The organism is Duganella alba (assembly GCF_009674495.1).
GTDB lineage: Bacteria > Pseudomonadota > Gammaproteobacteria > Burkholderiales > Burkholderiaceae_D > Rugamonas > Rugamonas alba.
This window is the reverse complement of the sequence record NZ_WKJN01000002.1, coordinates 77,070-92,932: the sequence shown is the minus strand read 5'-3', so window position 1 is coordinate 92,932 and position 15,863 is coordinate 77,070. Positions and strand designations below refer to the sequence as shown.

The window sequence follows — 15,863 nt, the reverse complement described above, 5'->3', positions numbered from 1 at the left end:
GATCAGGCCTTGATGAATTGGGAAATCGCGGTGCAGTACACCGCATGTGGGTCCAGCACCTTGCAGTGCAAGCCGAAATGTTCGGCGGCCAGCGCATAGCGCGCGGCCAATGCCGGCGAGCCGATGACGGTGATGCCCTGCCCTTCGGCCGCACGGGCGGCGGCGGCGAACTCGGCGCCGATCAGCAGGCCGCTGACGGTGGCCGCCGCCTGCTGCGCCGGCGCCGAGCGCGACACCACGCCGGCGCGCACGCGGAACAGCGAATTCGACAGCGGCTCGTTGCGCGCCGCCTGCGTCAGGCCGGTGGCAAAGCCGGCGGCGTCGCTGGTGTCGCCGTTCATCATCGACGACAGGGTGCCGCCTTTGGACAGCATGGCGAACAGTTCGCCGGTCATATAGGTGGCGAAGGATACGATCACGCCGTCGCGCAGCAGCACCCACTTGCTGTGGGTGCCCGGCAGCACGATCCAGCCGTTGCGCTGGCCCAGCGCGATGGCGCCCAGCAGCTGTGTTTCCTCGCCGCGCATCACGTCGGCCGAGGCGCCGTTGCGGTAGACATAGCCGGGAACGATATGGGCGCGGCCGCGCCAGGCCGGGTCGGTGACGGCGGCCAGGTACTGCGGCAACTGTTCCAGCGGCACGGAGGCGTCGAGGTAATCGACTTCCTGCCAGCCCGAGGCGCTGCCCACCATGCCGGACATGATGACCGGCGTGTCGGCCGACAACTGCATCGCCTCCAGCACCCCGGTCAGCGAGGCGCCGAATTGGTCGCGGCTGCCGACCGCCAGCATGCCCTGGCCGTCTTCGTGTTCGGCCAGGCAGGCGCCGGACGGGGCGATCAAATAAGCGCGACGGTTGCTGGTGCCCCAGTCGATCCCCAAAATATTCTTGTTCACAGGCGTATCCTTTACTGATGCTGCGACGATGGTACGGAAAACCGCCGTCAACAGCCAATAAATTATCTCGCCGGATTAATACCAAAATAATATAGGCACACCACGAAAGCATGACAGGAAGACCACGAAGATCGCGTAAAAAAGGGGCAAAAGTTGCCCCTAAGATGCCTTTAGTTTAGTATGGCCGACTATAAAATCAGTCTTCTGAATCCCACATGGAATTAAGCAAGCAGTCTTCCCGCAAACTGGTCGTCGCCGGCGTCGCCACGACGGTCGTCGCGCTGGGCCTGGCCGCCTGGTTCGCCAGCGCGCCATCGGCCGAATCGCAGGTGCAGGTCAAGGTGCCGGTGACGCCGTCCGCCAGCGCCAGCAGCGCCGCCAGCGCGGTGAAGCCGGCCCCGGCCGCCGTTCCGCGCAAGCCGGCCGACATCAAGGACCCGCCGCCGCCCGGCGAGCCGCCAGCCATCCGCACCAAGGAACAAGGCGCTGCTGCGCTGATGAGCCTGCCGGAGCTGCAAGCCTGGTCGGCCCTGATCGAGAAGAATTCCAACGGCAAGGCGCACGGCGGCCTGCTGGAATACGATCCGGTGCCGCGCAAGCTGAACGGCAAGAACTACTGGCAGTTCAGCTTTGTGGAAAACAGCGCCGAGTCGGCGCTACGCTGGGAAAGCTTCCTGGTGTCGTCCAGCGATGACGAGATCCTGGTGGAAGACGCCAGCAGCGACGAAGTCATCAGCCTGGCGCGCTGGCGGCGCGAGAAGCATCCGTCCAAGCGCACCAGCATCGACAGCAGCAACTAAGTAAAAGCTAAGCCGCTTTCACTTCCCCCACCGGCGCCGCCACCGACGCGGCGCCGCGTACCTGCCCTACCCACAATACCGTCAGGATGGCCAGCCCGGCCGCGATCCAGCCATTCAGGCCGTAACCGGCAATGTGGCCGGACGCTTCCGTATGCAAGGTCAGCCCGCCCAGCAAGGCGCCGACACCGGTGCCCACCTGCTGGATCGCCGCGTTGGCGCTGAGGAAGGCGCCGCGCCGCGTCGGTTCCGGCACCGTCGTCATCAGCGCCTGCATCGGGATATTGCGGCCCGACGCCAGCACCATGAAGAACGGGAAGAACAGCATCACGCCCACCAGCGGTATCACCGGCATGTGGGTGATGAACAGCACCGGCAGGATGAACAGCAGCGAGACGATGCGGTACACCTTCTGCGCGCCGTAACGGTCCGACCACTTGCCGATCATGCGCGCGGTGAAGAAGGTGGCGATGCCGCCGGCCAGGTACACATAGGTGATCTGGGCCGGCTCCAGGCCGACATTGCTGACCAGCACAGGCGAGATGAAGGGAATCACCATCATGCCCGTCATCATGTTGATGACCGACAGCAGGAAAGCCTTCAGGTGCATGGGCTTCTTGTACAGCGCGATCAGGTTGGGCACCGTGGCCGACAGCGGCGCGCGGTTCGGCAAGTGGCTGTCCAGCGCCGGCAAGACGCGTGCGGCCAATATCAGGATAGGCAGCGAGCACAGCACCAGGATGTAGAACGGCGACGCCCAGCCGTAGTGCGCGGCCAGCATCACGCCGGTCGGCACACCGGCCACCGAGGCGATGCTGAACGAGGTCATCACCACACCGGTGGCGGCGCCACGGCGGTTGGCCGGAATCAGGTCGCCGATGATGGCCATGACGATGGCGCCCAGAATGCCGCCGCTCAGGCCGGCAAAGGCACGCGACAGCACCAGCACGTGGAAGTTCGGCGCCGCCGCGCAGGCCAGGTTGGACAGCGTGAACAGCGCGAACACGACCAGCAGCAGCTTCTTGCGGTCGAAGCGGTCGATGTACATGGCGGCGGCCAGGCCGGAAATGCCGGCGCACCAGGCGTAGGCCGACACCGCGCCCGACACGGCGGCCGGCTCGATGGAGAAGGCGCGCATCAGCTGCGGCGCCAGCGGCATCATCACCATGAAGTCCATGATGACGGTGAACTGCGTCAGCGCCAGCAGCCACAGCACCAGGCGCTCGCGCGCCGGGGTCAAGGGAAGCGCGCTGCTCATAGGGCGTTGATGTCGACGACGGCCTGGCGCAGGATGGCGCGGATCTGCTCGATCCGTTCCGGGCTGTGGTTGCCGGCGCGGGCCTGCTCGATAGCGGCATGCTTCAGCTCGTGCATGGCGCTGCGCAAGCCTTCGCGATGTTCATCGCCCTCGGCCAGGCGGGCCAGGATGGCGTCGACAAACTGGCGGTTCTCGGCCAAAAACGCTTCGCCTTCCGGCGTGATGGTGTGCAGCTTCTTGTTGCCATCGGCCGAGGCCGAGACGTGACCCATGTCCAGCAGCATGGCCAGCAGCGGGTAGATGGCGCCGGGACTCGGAGAATAGCCGCCGCCGGAGCGCTGTTCGAGCTCCTTGATGATCTCGTAGCCGTGGCGCGGCTTCTCGGCGATCAGTTGCAACACCACGTAGCGCATGGCGCCGGCGTCGAACATTTTCGGGCCGCGGCCGCGCGGGCCGCCGCCAGGGCCGCCGTGCGGGTGATGGTGGCCGTGATGCGGGCCGTGCATGCGGTGATGGTGTTTGTGGTGATGGCTAAATCCAAACATGTGCAACTCCTTAAGATATAACGAATTAAGATATATCTTAAACCATTGCGAAAGAAGTTCAAGTAGCGATTTGTAACAGCCGGCGCTGTCGGGAATTTTGACAGCGCCTCTCCAAGATGAGTTCGTTTAGAGCGCAGGTCCATGATTTAACGGTGAAAAATTCATCGTCCAACGCCGGGAACGGTTGCTGCTTTCAGCGCCGGACAGATCAAACAAGGAGATGGCCATGAATTTCATCAAACGATTTGCAGGCTGGATGTTCTTGCTCTTGTGGCTGGCTTCGCCGGCCTGGGCGACCACCGTCAGCTACCAGAGCAGCCACCTGGGCGGCACCCAGTGGCGTTACGACTACACGGTGCTGAACGACACGCTGGCCGCGCCCATCGACGAGTTTTCAGTATTCTTTGCGCCCGGCCTGTACGCCAACCTGCAGGACGCCTCCAGCGCGCCGGGCTGGGACGTGTTGATGATACAGCCCGACCCGGCCATTCCGGGCGACGGCTACCTGGACGCGCTGGCCCTGGCCGCCGGCATCGCGCCCGGCGCCGCCGCGGGCGGTTTCGCCGTCGTCTTCGACTACTTCGGCGCCGGCGCGCCGCCCGCCCAGGCGTTCACGGTGTGGGACCCGCTGACCTTCGCCGTGATCGATAGCGGCGTCGTCACCGCCGCCGCGGTGCTGCCGCTGGCGTCCACTGCCTGGCTGCTGCTGGCCGGCCTGCTGCCGCTGGCCTGGCGCTACCGCAAGACCGGCTGCACCTTGCTGCTGGCCGGCGCGCTGGCCGCCTGCGGCGCCGACCGCGACGAGCAGCCGAGCGCGCAGGTCAGCAAGCTACAGGCCAGCACCATTGTTTCTGGCAGCACGGCCGCCGCCGCGAGCCAGTTTGAAGTGATTGCACTGGAAAAGACGGGCGAACAGCGCGTCGACCGCAGCACCTACGATTACACCTACCGCGTCAGCATCCGCAACAACGGCAGCGAGAGCGCCAGCAACATCAACGCCACGCTGACCGCCGCGCCGGCCGGCACCACCATCGTCAGCGGCACCGTCACGGCCGCCGCCATCGGCGCCGGCGCCAGCGTCACCGCGGATGGCCAGATCGTGCTGCGCATTGACCGCACCATCGCCTTCACGCCGGACGCGCTGGCGTGGAACATCACCGCAGACAGCGCCATCGCGCTGGAGGAGGCGCGGCCGGCCGAAGTCTACGTGCTGCCGCTGGCCGACCTCGGCTTTCCGCAAGGCGCGGACAGCGTCAGCGCCAGCGGTGCGATCAGCGAGGCGCTGCTGAAAGACGGTACGCTGCGCTTCGCCACGCCGGGCGACACCGGCGTCAACCAGTATGCGCAATTCCTCATCAGCCAGGGCGGCGTCGCCACCAAGTTCAGCCTGCTGATCCGCACCCAGCTCCCCACCGATGTGGAAGTGTTCAGCGACGATCCTGATGCCGGCGCCCCGCCGCTGACCGTCAGCGGCCTCGGCCCGCATAACACGCTGCAAGCCGGCAGCCTGAGCTTCCGCCTGCCGGGCGCGGCCGGGCTGGACTTGCAGGACGACAGCGGCGGCCTGGTGCTTGGCCCCAACAACTTCGCGCTGAGCCTCAAGCCGTATTGGACCTATAACGGCGCCGATGGCAGCTTCACCATCAGCGCCGCCGCCATGGGCCAGCTGCTGGCCTCGCTGCCCAACGGCCGGCTGGACATCTCGCTCAACTATGTGTCCAAGGACGGCGGCTTTGCCCAGGTCTACAATCTGATCGCGCTGAAGGCCGGCGCCACGCTGAACGGCAAGCTCGTCAACAGCCTGGGGGCGGCCGTGACCGGCCTGGCCGGTCGCAAGGTCTTGCTGCGCGGCTATAATTCGCAGCTGCGGCGGGACGCCACCGTCGATGCCAGCGGCAATTTCAGCTTCGGCAGCGTGATACCGGACACCTACCAGGTCACGCTCAGCGATCTGGCGACGCCCAATGTGGTCAGCGTCAGCGCCCCGGTGTTCGCCGGCAGCACGGCGGTCAATGTCACGCTGACTTATACCGGCGCCAGCACCAGCAAGCTGGCCGCAGCCACAGCCGTTATCAGCGGCCTGGTGACGCAGGATGGCGCCGGACCGCCGGCGCGCCAGCTGGCCACGGCGCCGTCCGGCGCGAAGGCAGCGGCGGCTGTGAGCGCGGCAGCCGCCGGCACCACCTACACCGCCACGGCGGCGGCGCAAAACCAGACCGTCACCACGCCGATCAATTTCAGCGTGCCCAAGGGCACCAGCAGCGTCGGCGTCACGATCACCGTGCAGACCGCGGAATACCCGGTGTACACCACGGCCCAAAGCCAGTACAACGATACCTGGTCGTATTCCGTGACCGGCCTGCCCGGCACGGTGCTGTCGGCGTCCGGCGCGGTCAACCAGTCGCACTTCACGCAAGGCACCATCACCAGCACCAGCTGCATCAACGTCGCCAGCCAGGCCAAGGACGCGGCCTTCAGCGTCGGCGGCGCAGTCAGCGCCACCAATATCGGCGACGCCCTGCTGGCCACCGTCACGTCGGTGGAATTGTCGCTGGACTGCGTGGAACTGAGCGTGACGGCGGCGAAATTCACGTCGCCCAACCAGGCCGCCCATCCGGTCGTCAAGCCGATCTCCACCGCAGCCAACCTGGCCGGCGTGTACCTGTCGGTGGGCAATAGCGACAGCACGCATACCTTGCCGCTGGAAGTGCAGTACGCGCCGGCCGACGCCACCATCACCGAAGTCAACCTCAGCATCAGCCCGAGCGGCGCCAATCCCGCCTTCGCCTCGGCCAACCTGCTGTCCCAGACCAACACCAAAACACCGGGCAAAATCAGGTTCCCGGCCCTGACCCTGCCGACCTTTGCGTCCGCCATGGGCACGGGCAAGGTGGCGGTCACAGTACGCATCAAGGGCACGGTCGAGGGCACGGAAGCCACCTCCGATCCGGCCAAGGGCGGCGCCGTGGCGTTCGGCGGCGAGACAGCCTACACCCCGCTGGCGCTGGCGGGCAACGAAGCCGGACTGTCCGGCCGCCGCACCAACGGCCTGCGCGACGCCGGCGGCGACTCGTGGGCCACGCGGCAAACCGTCAGCTGGCTGCAGGCCAAGCCCTACCGCTTCGACGACATCAGCGGCCAGCATGTGACGCAGACCGCGAGCGGCCGCTCCATCCTCGGACACAGCGGTCACAGCGACGGTCAGCAGCTCGACCTGCGCTACGCCGACGGCCAGGGCGGCTACACGGACGGCCTGGGCGGCCAGTCCAGCGGCGCCGACATCAAGAGCCTGATCGACGCCGCCGCCGCCGAGGTGGCGGCCAACGCGGCGCAGAAGCCCAAGCTGGCGGCACTGGTGGCGTGGATCAACGCCAACCGCACCACGCTGGGCAACGAGGCCGGCGCCGCCGCCACGCGGGTGATCTACATCGGTCCGGACTTCATCAAGCTGGCACTGGTGGACGGCAAGTTCTCAAGCGCGGCCAATGCGCAGATCCCCGGCGTCAGCGCGTGGAGCTTGCCGGCCAGGGTGCAGGTGTCGACCATCGACCACCTGAGCCACTGGCATATCAGCCTGAACGCGCATCCTTGAGCGGGTTTCAGCCGTCCAGGTGGGAGATCATCAGGCGGCGGTTGTCGGCTTCGCCGTTGCTGCTCTTGTGTTCGACCACCAGGCGCGAGTTCTGCGTGTCCAGCGAGATGCCGACCGACAGGATGTCGATCAGCAGCAGTTGCAGGATGCGCGAGATCATCGACAGGAAGCTGGTGCTGTCCTCGGTATGATCGACCGCCAGGCAGACGCTGGCCTTCTTGGCCAGCGGCGAATTGCTGGAGGTGATGGCGATGACGTCGGCGCCGGCCGCGCGCGCGGCGTCAACCGCCGCCAGCAGGTCCGGCAGCTTGCCCGAGTTGGAGATGGCGATCACCACGTCGCCCGGATTCAGCAGCTCGGCCGCCAGCGTCAGCAAATGCGAATCGCCATACGCCGAGGTGGGAATGCGGAAGCGGAAGAACTTGTGCTGACCGTCCAGCGCCACCACGCGCGAATTGCCCATGGCGTAGAACTCGACACGCTTGGCCTTGGCCACCAGCGCGATCGCCTTGTCCAGCGAGCGCACGTCGAGCTGGTCGCGGAATTTCAGAATCGCGGAAACCGTATTATCAATCACCTTGGCGCTCAGGTCGTGCGTGCTGTCGCTGACGCGCACCTGGCTGTGGCGCACGGGAATGGCGCCGGTCAGGCTGCTGGCGAACTTGAGCTTGAAGTCGGCCAGGCCGAGGAAGCCCAGCGAGCGGCAGAAGCGGATCACGGTCGGCTGGCTCACTTCGGCCAGGCGCGCGATGTCGGCGATCGGTTCGTTCAGCACCAGGCGCGGCTGCTCCAGCACCAGCTGCGCCACGCGCTGCTCGGCCGGCGTCAGTTCGTGCTGCAAGTGCTGCACGCGCTCCATCAGCGTGTTGGCGCCGCTGCGGCCGCGCAGGTGCTCGGACAGAATCGTCGCCACGCCGTAGAACGCCGGGTTCGGTGTGGTGATCACATAGGTCGGGATCTCGGCCAGATAGCTGGTGAAACGTCCCTTGGCTTCGAAGCGCGCGCGGAACGGCGAGGTGGCGAACCATTCACCCAGGCGCGGCACGATGCCGCCGCCTATGAACATGCCGCCGAACGCGCCCAGCGTCACGGCCAGGTTGGCGGTGGCGCCGCCCAGCATGGCGCAGAAGCATTCCAGCACTTCCAGGCACAGCGGGTCTTTGTCGGTCAATGCGCCGGAGATGATTTCCTGCGACGACAGGTCGCGCACCTGGCGGCCATTGCGCTTGGCGATGGCGCGGTAGATGATTTCCATGCCGGGACCGGAGATCAGCCGTTCGGTCGAGACGTGCGACCAGGTTTGCCAGGCATATTGCAGGATCGCGTATTCGCGTTCGTCGGCCGGGGCGAAGTTGGTGTGGCCGCCTTCCGAACCAAGCGTGACGAAGCCGTCGACAGTGGGGATCACGCCCGAGACGCCAAGGCCGGTTCCCGGTCCCAGCACGCCGATCACCGAGTTGGTGGCCGGCTTGCCGCCGCCCACCTGCATCAGATCGGCCGGCTTCAGGCCCGGCAGCGACATCGCCAGCGCGGTGAAGTCGTTCACCACCAGCAGCGTGTGCAGGCCGAGCGCGCGGCGTACTTCGTCGGTGGAGAATTCCCAGTCGCGGTTGGTCATGCGGATGTAGTCGCCGCTGACCGGGTTGGCGACGGCCAGCGCCGCGTGGTTCAGGTTGACGCCGGCGTGGTCCGACAGATAGGAGCGCAGCATCGCCACGATGTCCGGGTAGTCGTCGCACTTGAGCACGCGCACGGCGCGGAACTCGCCGGGAGCGGTCTGCAAAGCGAAGCGGGCATGGGTGGCGCCGATGTCGGCCAGCAGGCGCGGGCCGTCGGCAAAGGCGGTGCGATTCAGTTTTTGATCCACTTCAGCTTGTTTCATCGTCGGTTCAGTCAAAACAGTTGGCGGAAGCATACCTGAAATACGTGGTGTTAAGAAGGAAACGGGACATATCGTTCCGTTTCCTCCGCGGTTTTACGCCGCGTAGCCGAACCAGCCGCCGTAGGCCGGCAGCTGGATCTTGCCGTCCGCCGCGCTGCCCGGCAGGCCATAGCCTTGCAGCTGCTCGGCGCCGGCGCTTTGCGGCAGGTCCACCGTCACCGCTTCGCCGCTCAGGTTGAACACGGCCAGGATGCTGCGCTCGCCGGCCAGGTCACGGCGCAGCGCCAGCACGCTGTCCTGCGTGTCGAAGAACACGATCTCGCCGCGCTGCAGCTGCGGATGCTGACGACGCCAGGCGACGAAGGCGCGGGTGAAGGCCAGCGACGATTCCTGGTCGGCTTCCTGCACCGAGGCGGCTTTGGCCAGGTGGTCCGGCGACACCGGCAGCCATGGCTTGCCGGTGGTGAAGCCGCCGTTGGCGCCGTCGGTCCAGGCGATCGGCGTGCGGCAGCCGTCGCGGCCCTTGAATTCCGGCCAGAAGGTGATGCCATACGGGTCTTGCAGCAGTTCGAACGGCACGTCGGCTTCGGCGAAGGCCAGCTCGTCGCCCTGGTACAGGCACGGCGTGCCTTTCAGCGACAGCTGCATCGCCAGCGCCAGCTTGGCGAAGGCCTGCGGCGCCGACGGGCCGCCCCAGCGCGAGGCCACGCGCGGCACGTCGTGGTTGCCCACCGACCACGAGGCCCAGCCGCCCTTGACGCGCGCCTCGAACTGTTCGACCTGCTGGCGGATGTAGTGCGACGACAGCAGGTTGACCAGCAGGTTGAAGCTGTAGGCCATGTGCAGCTTGTCGCCGCCTTCGGTGTATTCGGCCATGGTGGCCAGCGAGTCGTCGGAACCGACTTCGCCGATCGACACCGCCTGGTATTCATCCAGCAGCGCGCGCAGCTTTTGCAGGAAGGGCACGTTCTCCGGCTGGGTCTTGTCGAAGTCGTGCGCCTGCATGCCGTATGGGTTGACGTCGGTGACGGTGATCGAGTCGCGGTTGGTGGCTGGCGGATTGTCGCGCAGTTGCCGGTCGTGGAAGTGGTAGTTGCTGGCGTCCAGGCGGATGCCGTCGACGCCGCGCTCCAGCCAGAAACGCAGCGCGGCCAGGTGCGCCTGCTGCACCTCCGGATTGTGGAAGTTCAGCTGCGGCTGGCTGACCAGGAAATTGTGCATGTAATACTGGCGGCGGCGCGTGTCCCACTGCCAGGCCGAGCCGCCAAACACGGACAGCCAGTTGTTCGGTGGATTGCCGTCCGGCTTGGGATCGGCCCAGACGTACCAGTCGGCCTTCGGATTGTCGCGGCTGGCGCGGCTTTCCTTGAACCACGGATGATCTTCCGCAGTGTGCGCCATCACCTGATCGATCATGATCTTCAGGCCCAGGCTGTGCGCCTTGGCGATCAGCACGTCGAAGTCGGCCAGCGTGCCGAACAGCGGATCGACGTCGCAGTAATCGGAGATGTCGTAGCCGAAATCCTTCATCGGCGACTTGAAGAAAGGCGAAATCCAGACGATGTCCACGCCCAGCGATGCGATATAGTCCAGCTTTGCAGTGATGCCCGGAAGATCGCCCACGCCGTCGCCGTTGCTGTCCATGTAGCTACGCGGGTAAACCTGGTAGATGATCGCGTCGCGATACCAGTCGGCGGCGTGGGGGGAAACTTGAGTAAGTTGCTTAGTCATAAGAAAATCCGGGGTTGGCTGGCGGGCATATTAATTTTGTAGAGAATATACATCACGAAAACAGATTTTTCAATCCGCAACCAAGTGAACGAATACAGAGAATATTCGTTATAAAACAAAAACTTAAGCATTCTTACCCAGGATTCTTGAGATAAAAAATAGTAGTCAAACTACACAACCACAGGAGTAGATATAGTGAGCAGTACTGTCAGCCACAGCGGCAACGGGCCGATGCCTCGGCAAATTCCCTACATCATCGCCAATGAAGGCTGCGAGCGTTTCAGCTTTTACGGCATGCGCAACATCCTGACGCCCTTCCTGCTCAGCACCCTGCTGCTGTTCATTCCGATCGGCGACCGCACCACCGAGGCCAAGCACGTTTTCCATACGTTTGTGATCGGCGTCTACTTCTTCCCGCTGCTGGGCGGCTGGATCGCCGACCGCTTCTGGGGCAAGTACAAGACGGTGTTCTGGTTCAGCCTGATCTACGTGGCGGGTCATGCCTGCCTGGCGATTTTTGAAAACAATCTGAATGGCTTCTACCTGGGCCTGGCACTGATCGCCTTCGGTTCGGGCGGCATCAAGCCGCTGGTGGTGGCGTTTGTCGGCGACCAGTTCGACCAGACCAACAAGAACCGCGCCAAGGTGGTGTTCGACGCCTTCTACTGGATCATCAACTTCGGTTCCTTTTTTGCGTCGCTGCTGATGCCGGTGTTCCTGCGCGACTACGGTCCGGCGGTGGCGTTCGGCATTCCCGGCATCCTGATGGCGATCGCCACCGGCGTGTTCTGGCTGGGCCGCAAGAAGTATGTGCACGTGCCGCCGGCCGCGCCGAATCCGGATTCTTTCAGCAGCGTGGCGCGCACCGCCCTGCTGGCGCGGGCGCCGGGCCAATCGCGGCCGGGCCTGATGGTGGCCGGCGCCGGCGCGGTGGCGGCGGTGATCTCGCTGTGCATGACGCCGTCGTGGGGCTTTGTGATTGCGGCCTGCACGGCGCTGGTGCTGCTGCTGGCGTTTGGCGGCATCGGCGTGTCGATGCAGCTGGAACGCGCGCGCGGCGCCCATACCGACGCGGCGGTGGAAGGCGTGCGTTCGGTGCTGCGCATCCTGATCGTGTTCGCCATGATCACGCCGTTCTGGTCGCTGTTCGACCAGAAGGCCTCGACCTGGATCGTGCAGGCCAATTCGATGCACAGCCCATTGCTGTCGATCTTCGGCTGGGAATTCACGCTGCTGCCAGCGCAGATGCAGGCGGTCAATCCCATCCTGGTGATGCTGCTGATCCCGTTCAACAACATCGCCCTGTTCCCGCTGATGCGCGCGGTCGGCGTCACGCCGACGCCGCTGCGCCGCATGGGGCTGGGCATAGCGCTGTCGGCGTCGTCGTGGGTGGTGATCGGCATGATCCAGTTGTGGATGGATGGCGGCGACCAGGTGTCGATCCTGTGGCAGCTGCTGCCGTATGCGTTGCTGACCTTGGGCGAGGTGCTGGTCTCGGCCACCGGCCTGGAGTTCGCCTATAGCCAGGCGCCGGCGCCGATGAAAGGCATCATCCTGAGCTTCTGGTATCTGGCCGTCACGGTCGGCAACCTGTGGGTGCTGATCGTCAACGCGGGCGTGAAGAACGACGTGGTGGGCGGCTGGATCGCCGGCAGCGGCCTCAGTTCGATCGCCTTCCAGATGTTCTTCTTCGCCGCCTTCGCTGCGGTCGTGGCCGCCCTCTTCGCGCTGTACGCCATCCGCTACAAGATGGTGGATAATTATCGCAAGACAGCATAACCACAGCGAGACAAGCCATGGCCATTTCATTTGAGCTGGATGCAAAAACTGAACAGCGGCTAAAGAAGCTGGCCATGCGCACGGGTAAGACGCTCGACACGCACCTGCGAGAACTGATCGCCTACGGCATCGAGGATTTGGAAGATCTCTATCTCGCCGAGTCCACGATGCAACGCGTTGCCAGCGGCAAGGAGCCGATCTACTCATCAGAACAGGTCAGGAAAAATCTTGGCCTGGCAGATTGACTACACACGCCAAGCACAACGCCAGCTATCAAAGCTGGACAAGGCCGCCGCACGTCGAATTCTTGATCTGTTCCTTTGCGCGCGGCCGCACCGAGGTTCAGCGAATTGGTAAACGCGGTCTCTGCGAGCGCCATTTCGCCGCGCTTGAAGTACAGGATGCCAGGCGCATGCAAATCCGCCGGTTCCTGGGAGCCACGAAATCCTGCGCTTCGATGAGCGACTCCCCCCAAAGCACAGCCCATATTCACAATGCTGCCGTGGGAGCTTTTACCGCTTCTTGAGCAGTCGCAAACTCTTCAGTCAATCGAAAAGTATCAAAACTACAGATTCTGGAGTACCATAACCGCCAAATTCAAGGGCAATCTGCAGATTCTGTAACTGCACTACCTAAATTAACGGTTTGGAGACGATATGGCGGGCAAGCGCGTGGCGGTGGTTGGGTTGGGAGGCGCGCTGGCGCTGACTTGTTTGGCGGCTTCGGCTGCGCCTTCGCTGGCGGATTGCGATGGGGCGTTTGCCACCACCCTGCACGCCGCACCAGCCGTCGATGCCCGCGCGTATTGGCTCAACCGCCAATTGATCAAGTGGCCGGGCGCGGATGCCGCCGGCGGCGTCTTCAAGCTTTACTACTCCGCCAGCGCGCAGTTGCACGCCACGCCCGGCGCCCGCGTGACCGGCGCCGATGGCGCGCTGACGCTGTCGCGCTTTGATGGCGCCCTGCCTGCCGATGTGGCGCAGCGCTTCAAGTTTGTCGGCAACGGCGCGGTGCTGGCGGTCAGCGACACGGCGCGTGTGCCGTCGACGCTGACGCAGCAGGCGCTGCTGGTGCGCGAAGCCGATGATGGCACGGTGGCCGACGTCACCTCGCTGCAAATCGCCGGCGCGTTGGACGACATCTACGCCAGCGCCGCCAAGGCCGATGATCTCGGCGCCACCGTCAGCCCGCGCGACGCCGGCTTCAAGCTGTGGGCGCCGACCGCGCAGAACGTCGCGGTCTGCACCTACGCCAGCGGCGCCGGCAAGGCCAGCGCCATCACGCCGATGACGCGCGACGACGCCACCGGCATCTGGTCCACCCGCGCCGGCCGCGACGGCCAGTACTATCAATACCTGGTCGACGTGGTCGCGCCATCGGCAGGCCTGGTGCGCAACCTGGTGACCGATCCCTACTCCGTCAGCCTGACCACCGATTCGAAGCGCAGCTACATCACCGACCTGGGCGCGACCAAACTCAAACCAGCCGGCTGGGACAAGACACCAGCGCCGAACAAGGTCGCCGCGCAAACCGATATGACGGTCTACGAGCTGCACGTGCGCGACTTTTCAATCAACGACAGCACCGTCAGCGCCGCCCACCGTGGCAAGTTCGCCGCCTTCACCGAGACCGGTTCGAACGGCATGAAGCATCTGGCCGCGTTGAGCAAGGCCGGCATGACCGACATCCACCTGCTACCCGTCTACGACATCGGCAGCGTGCCGGAACAGGGTTGCGTCACGCCGCGGATCGCGGCGGCCGCGCCGGACAGCGACACGCAGCAGGCGACGGTGGCGCAATCCCAGGCGCAGGACTGCTACAACTGGGGTTATGATCCGTTCCACTACAACGCGCCGGAAGGCAGCTACAGCACCGATCCGGCCGACGGCGCCAGGCGCATCGTCGAATTCCGCCAGATGGTGCAGGCGCTGCACAAGACCGGCCTGCGCGTCGGTATGGACGTGGTCTACAACCACACCTTCATCGCCGGCCAGCACGAGAAGTCGGTGCTGGACCGCGTGGTGCCCGGTTACTACCACCGCCTGAACGCCAGGGGCGACATCGAACGCTCGACCTGCTGCGACAACACCGCCACCGAAAACCTCATGATGGGCAAGCTGATGGTGGACTCGGTCGCGCTGTGGGCCAAACAATACAAGATCGACTCCTTCCGCTTCGACCTGATGGGCCACCAGCCGCGCGCCGCCATGGAGCAGCTGCAGGCCAGCGCCGACCGCGCGGCGGGCCGCCACATCAACCTGATCGGCGAGGGCTGGAACTTCGGCGAAGTGGCCGACGGCGCGCGCTTCGTGCAGGCCTCGCAGCTGTCGCTGAACGGCAGCGGCATCGGCACCTTCAGCGACCGTGGCCGCGACGCGGTGCGCGGTGGCGGCGCCGGCGACAGCGGCGTGCAACTCATTACGCAGCAGGGCTATATCAATGGCCTGGTCTACGATGCCAACGAGCAGGCGCCCCGGCGCCCTGCCGCCGATCTGCTGCACGCGTCGGACATGGTCAAGGTGGGCCTGGCCGGCACCATCCGCAGCTATCCGCTGACCACCGCCGACGGCCGCACCGTGGCGCTGCAGGACATTGTCTACGGCGGCAATCAGCCGGCCGGCTATGCCAGCGAACCGGGCGAGGTGGTGAACTACGTCGAGAACCACGACAACCAGACGCTGTACGACATCAATGCCTTCAAGCTGCCGCAGACCACCACCGCGCAAGAACGCGCGCAGGTGCAGATGCTGGGCGCCGCCATCAACGCCTTCAGCCAGGGCGTGGCCTACTTCCACGCCGGCTTCGACATCCTGCGTTCCAAATCGCTGGACCGCAACAGCTTCGAGTCGGGCGACTGGTTCAACCGCGTCGACTGGAGCTACCAGGACAACTACTTCGGCACCGGCCTGCCGCCGGCCGCCGACAACGGCAAGGACTATGCGTTGATCAAGCCACTGCTGCGCAACGCCGCCATCAAGCCGGCGCCGGCGGACATCGCCTACGCGCGCGACGCCTTCCGCGACCTGCTGGCGATCCGCTCCAGCAGCACGCTGTTCCGCCTGCGCACCGCCGCCGACATCCAGCAGCGCCTGCGCTTCTTCAACACCGGCCCGGCGCAGGTGCCGACCGTGATCGCCGCCCACATCGACGGCCAGGGCTATGCCGGCGCGCGCTTCAAGTCCATCACTTACCTGATCAACGTCGACAAGACCGCGCAGCGGATCACCGTGGCGGAGGAAAAGAACCGCCGCTACACGCTGCATCCTGTCCACACCGGCATGGCCGCAGCGGACAAACGCGTGGCCTCGCAAGCCAAGTTTGATCAATCCAGCGGAACCTTCACCGTGCCGCCACGCAGCGCGGTCGTTTTCGTTGAAAATTGA

Annotated in this window: 10 protein-coding genes; 5 read left to right on the top strand and 5 right to left on the bottom strand. The window is 65.1% G+C overall.

Going from position 1 to position 15,863, the window contains the following annotated elements:
* Positions 1-2: 2 nt before the first annotated feature.
* Positions 3-896, bottom strand: a complete 894-nt coding sequence (locus GJ695_RS02225; protein WP_166455044.1) for a 2-dehydro-3-deoxygalactonokinase — start codon at positions 894-896, stop codon at positions 3-5.
* A gap of 215 nt (positions 897-1,111) precedes the next feature.
* On the opposite strand from GJ695_RS02225, the gene GJ695_RS29950 reads away from it, so the two are divergent.
* Entirely contained in the window at positions 1,112-1,696 is a 585-nt protein-coding gene (locus GJ695_RS29950) for a hypothetical protein (RefSeq protein ID WP_229260317.1), read from the top strand.
* A gap of 7 nt (positions 1,697-1,703) precedes the next feature.
* On the opposite strand, the gene GJ695_RS02215 is transcribed toward GJ695_RS29950, so the two are convergent.
* Positions 1,704-2,951 (bottom strand): MFS transporter, encoded by a 1,248-nt coding sequence (locus GJ695_RS02215; RefSeq protein ID WP_154361998.1) that lies wholly within the window; start codon positions 2,949-2,951, stop codon positions 1,704-1,706.
* Positions 2,948-3,496, bottom strand: coding sequence for a PadR family transcriptional regulator (locus GJ695_RS02210; RefSeq protein WP_154361997.1), 549 nt, complete (start codon positions 3,494-3,496; stop codon positions 2,948-2,950). The genes GJ695_RS02215 and GJ695_RS02210 overlap by 4 nt, the downstream gene beginning before the upstream one ends.
* Before the next feature lie 226 nt (positions 3,497-3,722).
* Here GJ695_RS02210 and GJ695_RS02205 point away from each other — a divergent pair, with 226 nt between their 5' ends.
* The gene (locus tag GJ695_RS02205) at positions 3,723-7,088 is read left to right on the top strand and encodes a carboxypeptidase-like regulatory domain-containing protein (RefSeq protein ID WP_154361996.1); all 3,366 of its coding nucleotides are present in this window, start codon (positions 3,723-3,725) and stop codon (positions 7,086-7,088) included.
* 7 nt (positions 7,089-7,095) lie between these two features.
* Here the strand turns inward: GJ695_RS02205 and GJ695_RS02200 are convergent, their stop codons facing one another.
* A complete protein-coding gene (locus GJ695_RS02200; protein WP_154361995.1) occupies positions 7,096-8,970 on the bottom strand; it encodes a glucokinase in 1,875 nt (624 codons plus the stop codon).
* 93 nt (positions 8,971-9,063) lie between these two features.
* The gene (locus GJ695_RS02195) at positions 9,064-10,701 is read right to left on the bottom strand and encodes an alpha-glucosidase (protein ID WP_154361994.1); all 1,638 of its coding nucleotides are present in this window, start codon (positions 10,699-10,701) and stop codon (positions 9,064-9,066) included.
* 231 nt (positions 10,702-10,932) lie between these two features.
* On the opposite strand from GJ695_RS02195, the gene GJ695_RS02190 reads away from it, so the two are divergent.
* The 3 genes from GJ695_RS02190 (at position 10,933) to GJ695_RS02180 (ending at position 15,863) form a co-directional block, all read left to right on the top strand.
* The gene (locus GJ695_RS02190; protein ID WP_154362192.1) at positions 10,933-12,480 is read left to right on the top strand and encodes a POT-type proton-dependent oligopeptide transporter; all 1,548 of its coding nucleotides are present in this window, start codon (positions 10,933-10,935) and stop codon (positions 12,478-12,480) included.
* A gap of 17 nt (positions 12,481-12,497) precedes the next feature.
* Positions 12,498-12,725: a type II toxin-antitoxin system RelB family antitoxin gene (gene relB, locus GJ695_RS02185; RefSeq protein WP_154361993.1), complete on the top strand. Its 228-nt coding sequence runs from the start codon at positions 12,498-12,500 to the stop codon at positions 12,723-12,725.
* Positions 12,726-13,136: 411 nt separating this feature from the next.
* Positions 13,137-15,863 (top strand): alpha-1,6-glucosidase domain-containing protein, encoded by a 2,727-nt coding sequence (locus tag GJ695_RS02180; RefSeq protein WP_154361992.1) that lies wholly within the window; start codon positions 13,137-13,139, stop codon positions 15,861-15,863.

What these genes read in the sequence shown, in the direction of transcription:
- GJ695_RS29950 (WP_229260317.1), top strand. Translation starts at nt 1,112, where the DNA reads ATGGAATTAAGCAAGCAGTCTTCCCGCAAACTGGTCGTCGCCGGCGTC.
- GJ695_RS02215 (WP_154361998.1), bottom strand. Translation starts at nt 2,951, where the DNA reads ATGAGCAGCGCGCTTCCCTTGACCCCGGCGCGCGAGCGCCTGGTGCTG.
- GJ695_RS02210 (WP_154361997.1), bottom strand. Translation starts at nt 3,496, where the DNA reads ATGTTTGGATTTAGCCATCACCACAAACACCATCACCGCATGCACGGC.
- GJ695_RS02205 (WP_154361996.1), top strand. Translation starts at nt 3,723, where the DNA reads ATGAATTTCATCAAACGATTTGCAGGCTGGATGTTCTTGCTCTTGTGG.
- GJ695_RS02200 (WP_154361995.1), bottom strand. Translation starts at nt 8,970, where the DNA reads ATGAAACAAGCTGAAGTGGATCAAAAACTGAATCGCACCGCCTTTGCC.
- GJ695_RS02195 (WP_154361994.1), bottom strand. Translation starts at nt 10,701, where the DNA reads ATGACTAAGCAACTTACTCAAGTTTCCCCCCACGCCGCCGACTGGTAT.
- GJ695_RS02190 (WP_154362192.1), top strand. Translation starts at nt 10,933, where the DNA reads ATGCCTCGGCAAATTCCCTACATCATCGCCAATGAAGGCTGCGAGCGT.
- relB (WP_154361993.1), top strand. Translation starts at nt 12,498, where the DNA reads ATGGCCATTTCATTTGAGCTGGATGCAAAAACTGAACAGCGGCTAAAG.
- GJ695_RS02180 (WP_154361992.1), top strand. Translation starts at nt 13,137, where the DNA reads ATGGCGGGCAAGCGCGTGGCGGTGGTTGGGTTGGGAGGCGCGCTGGCG.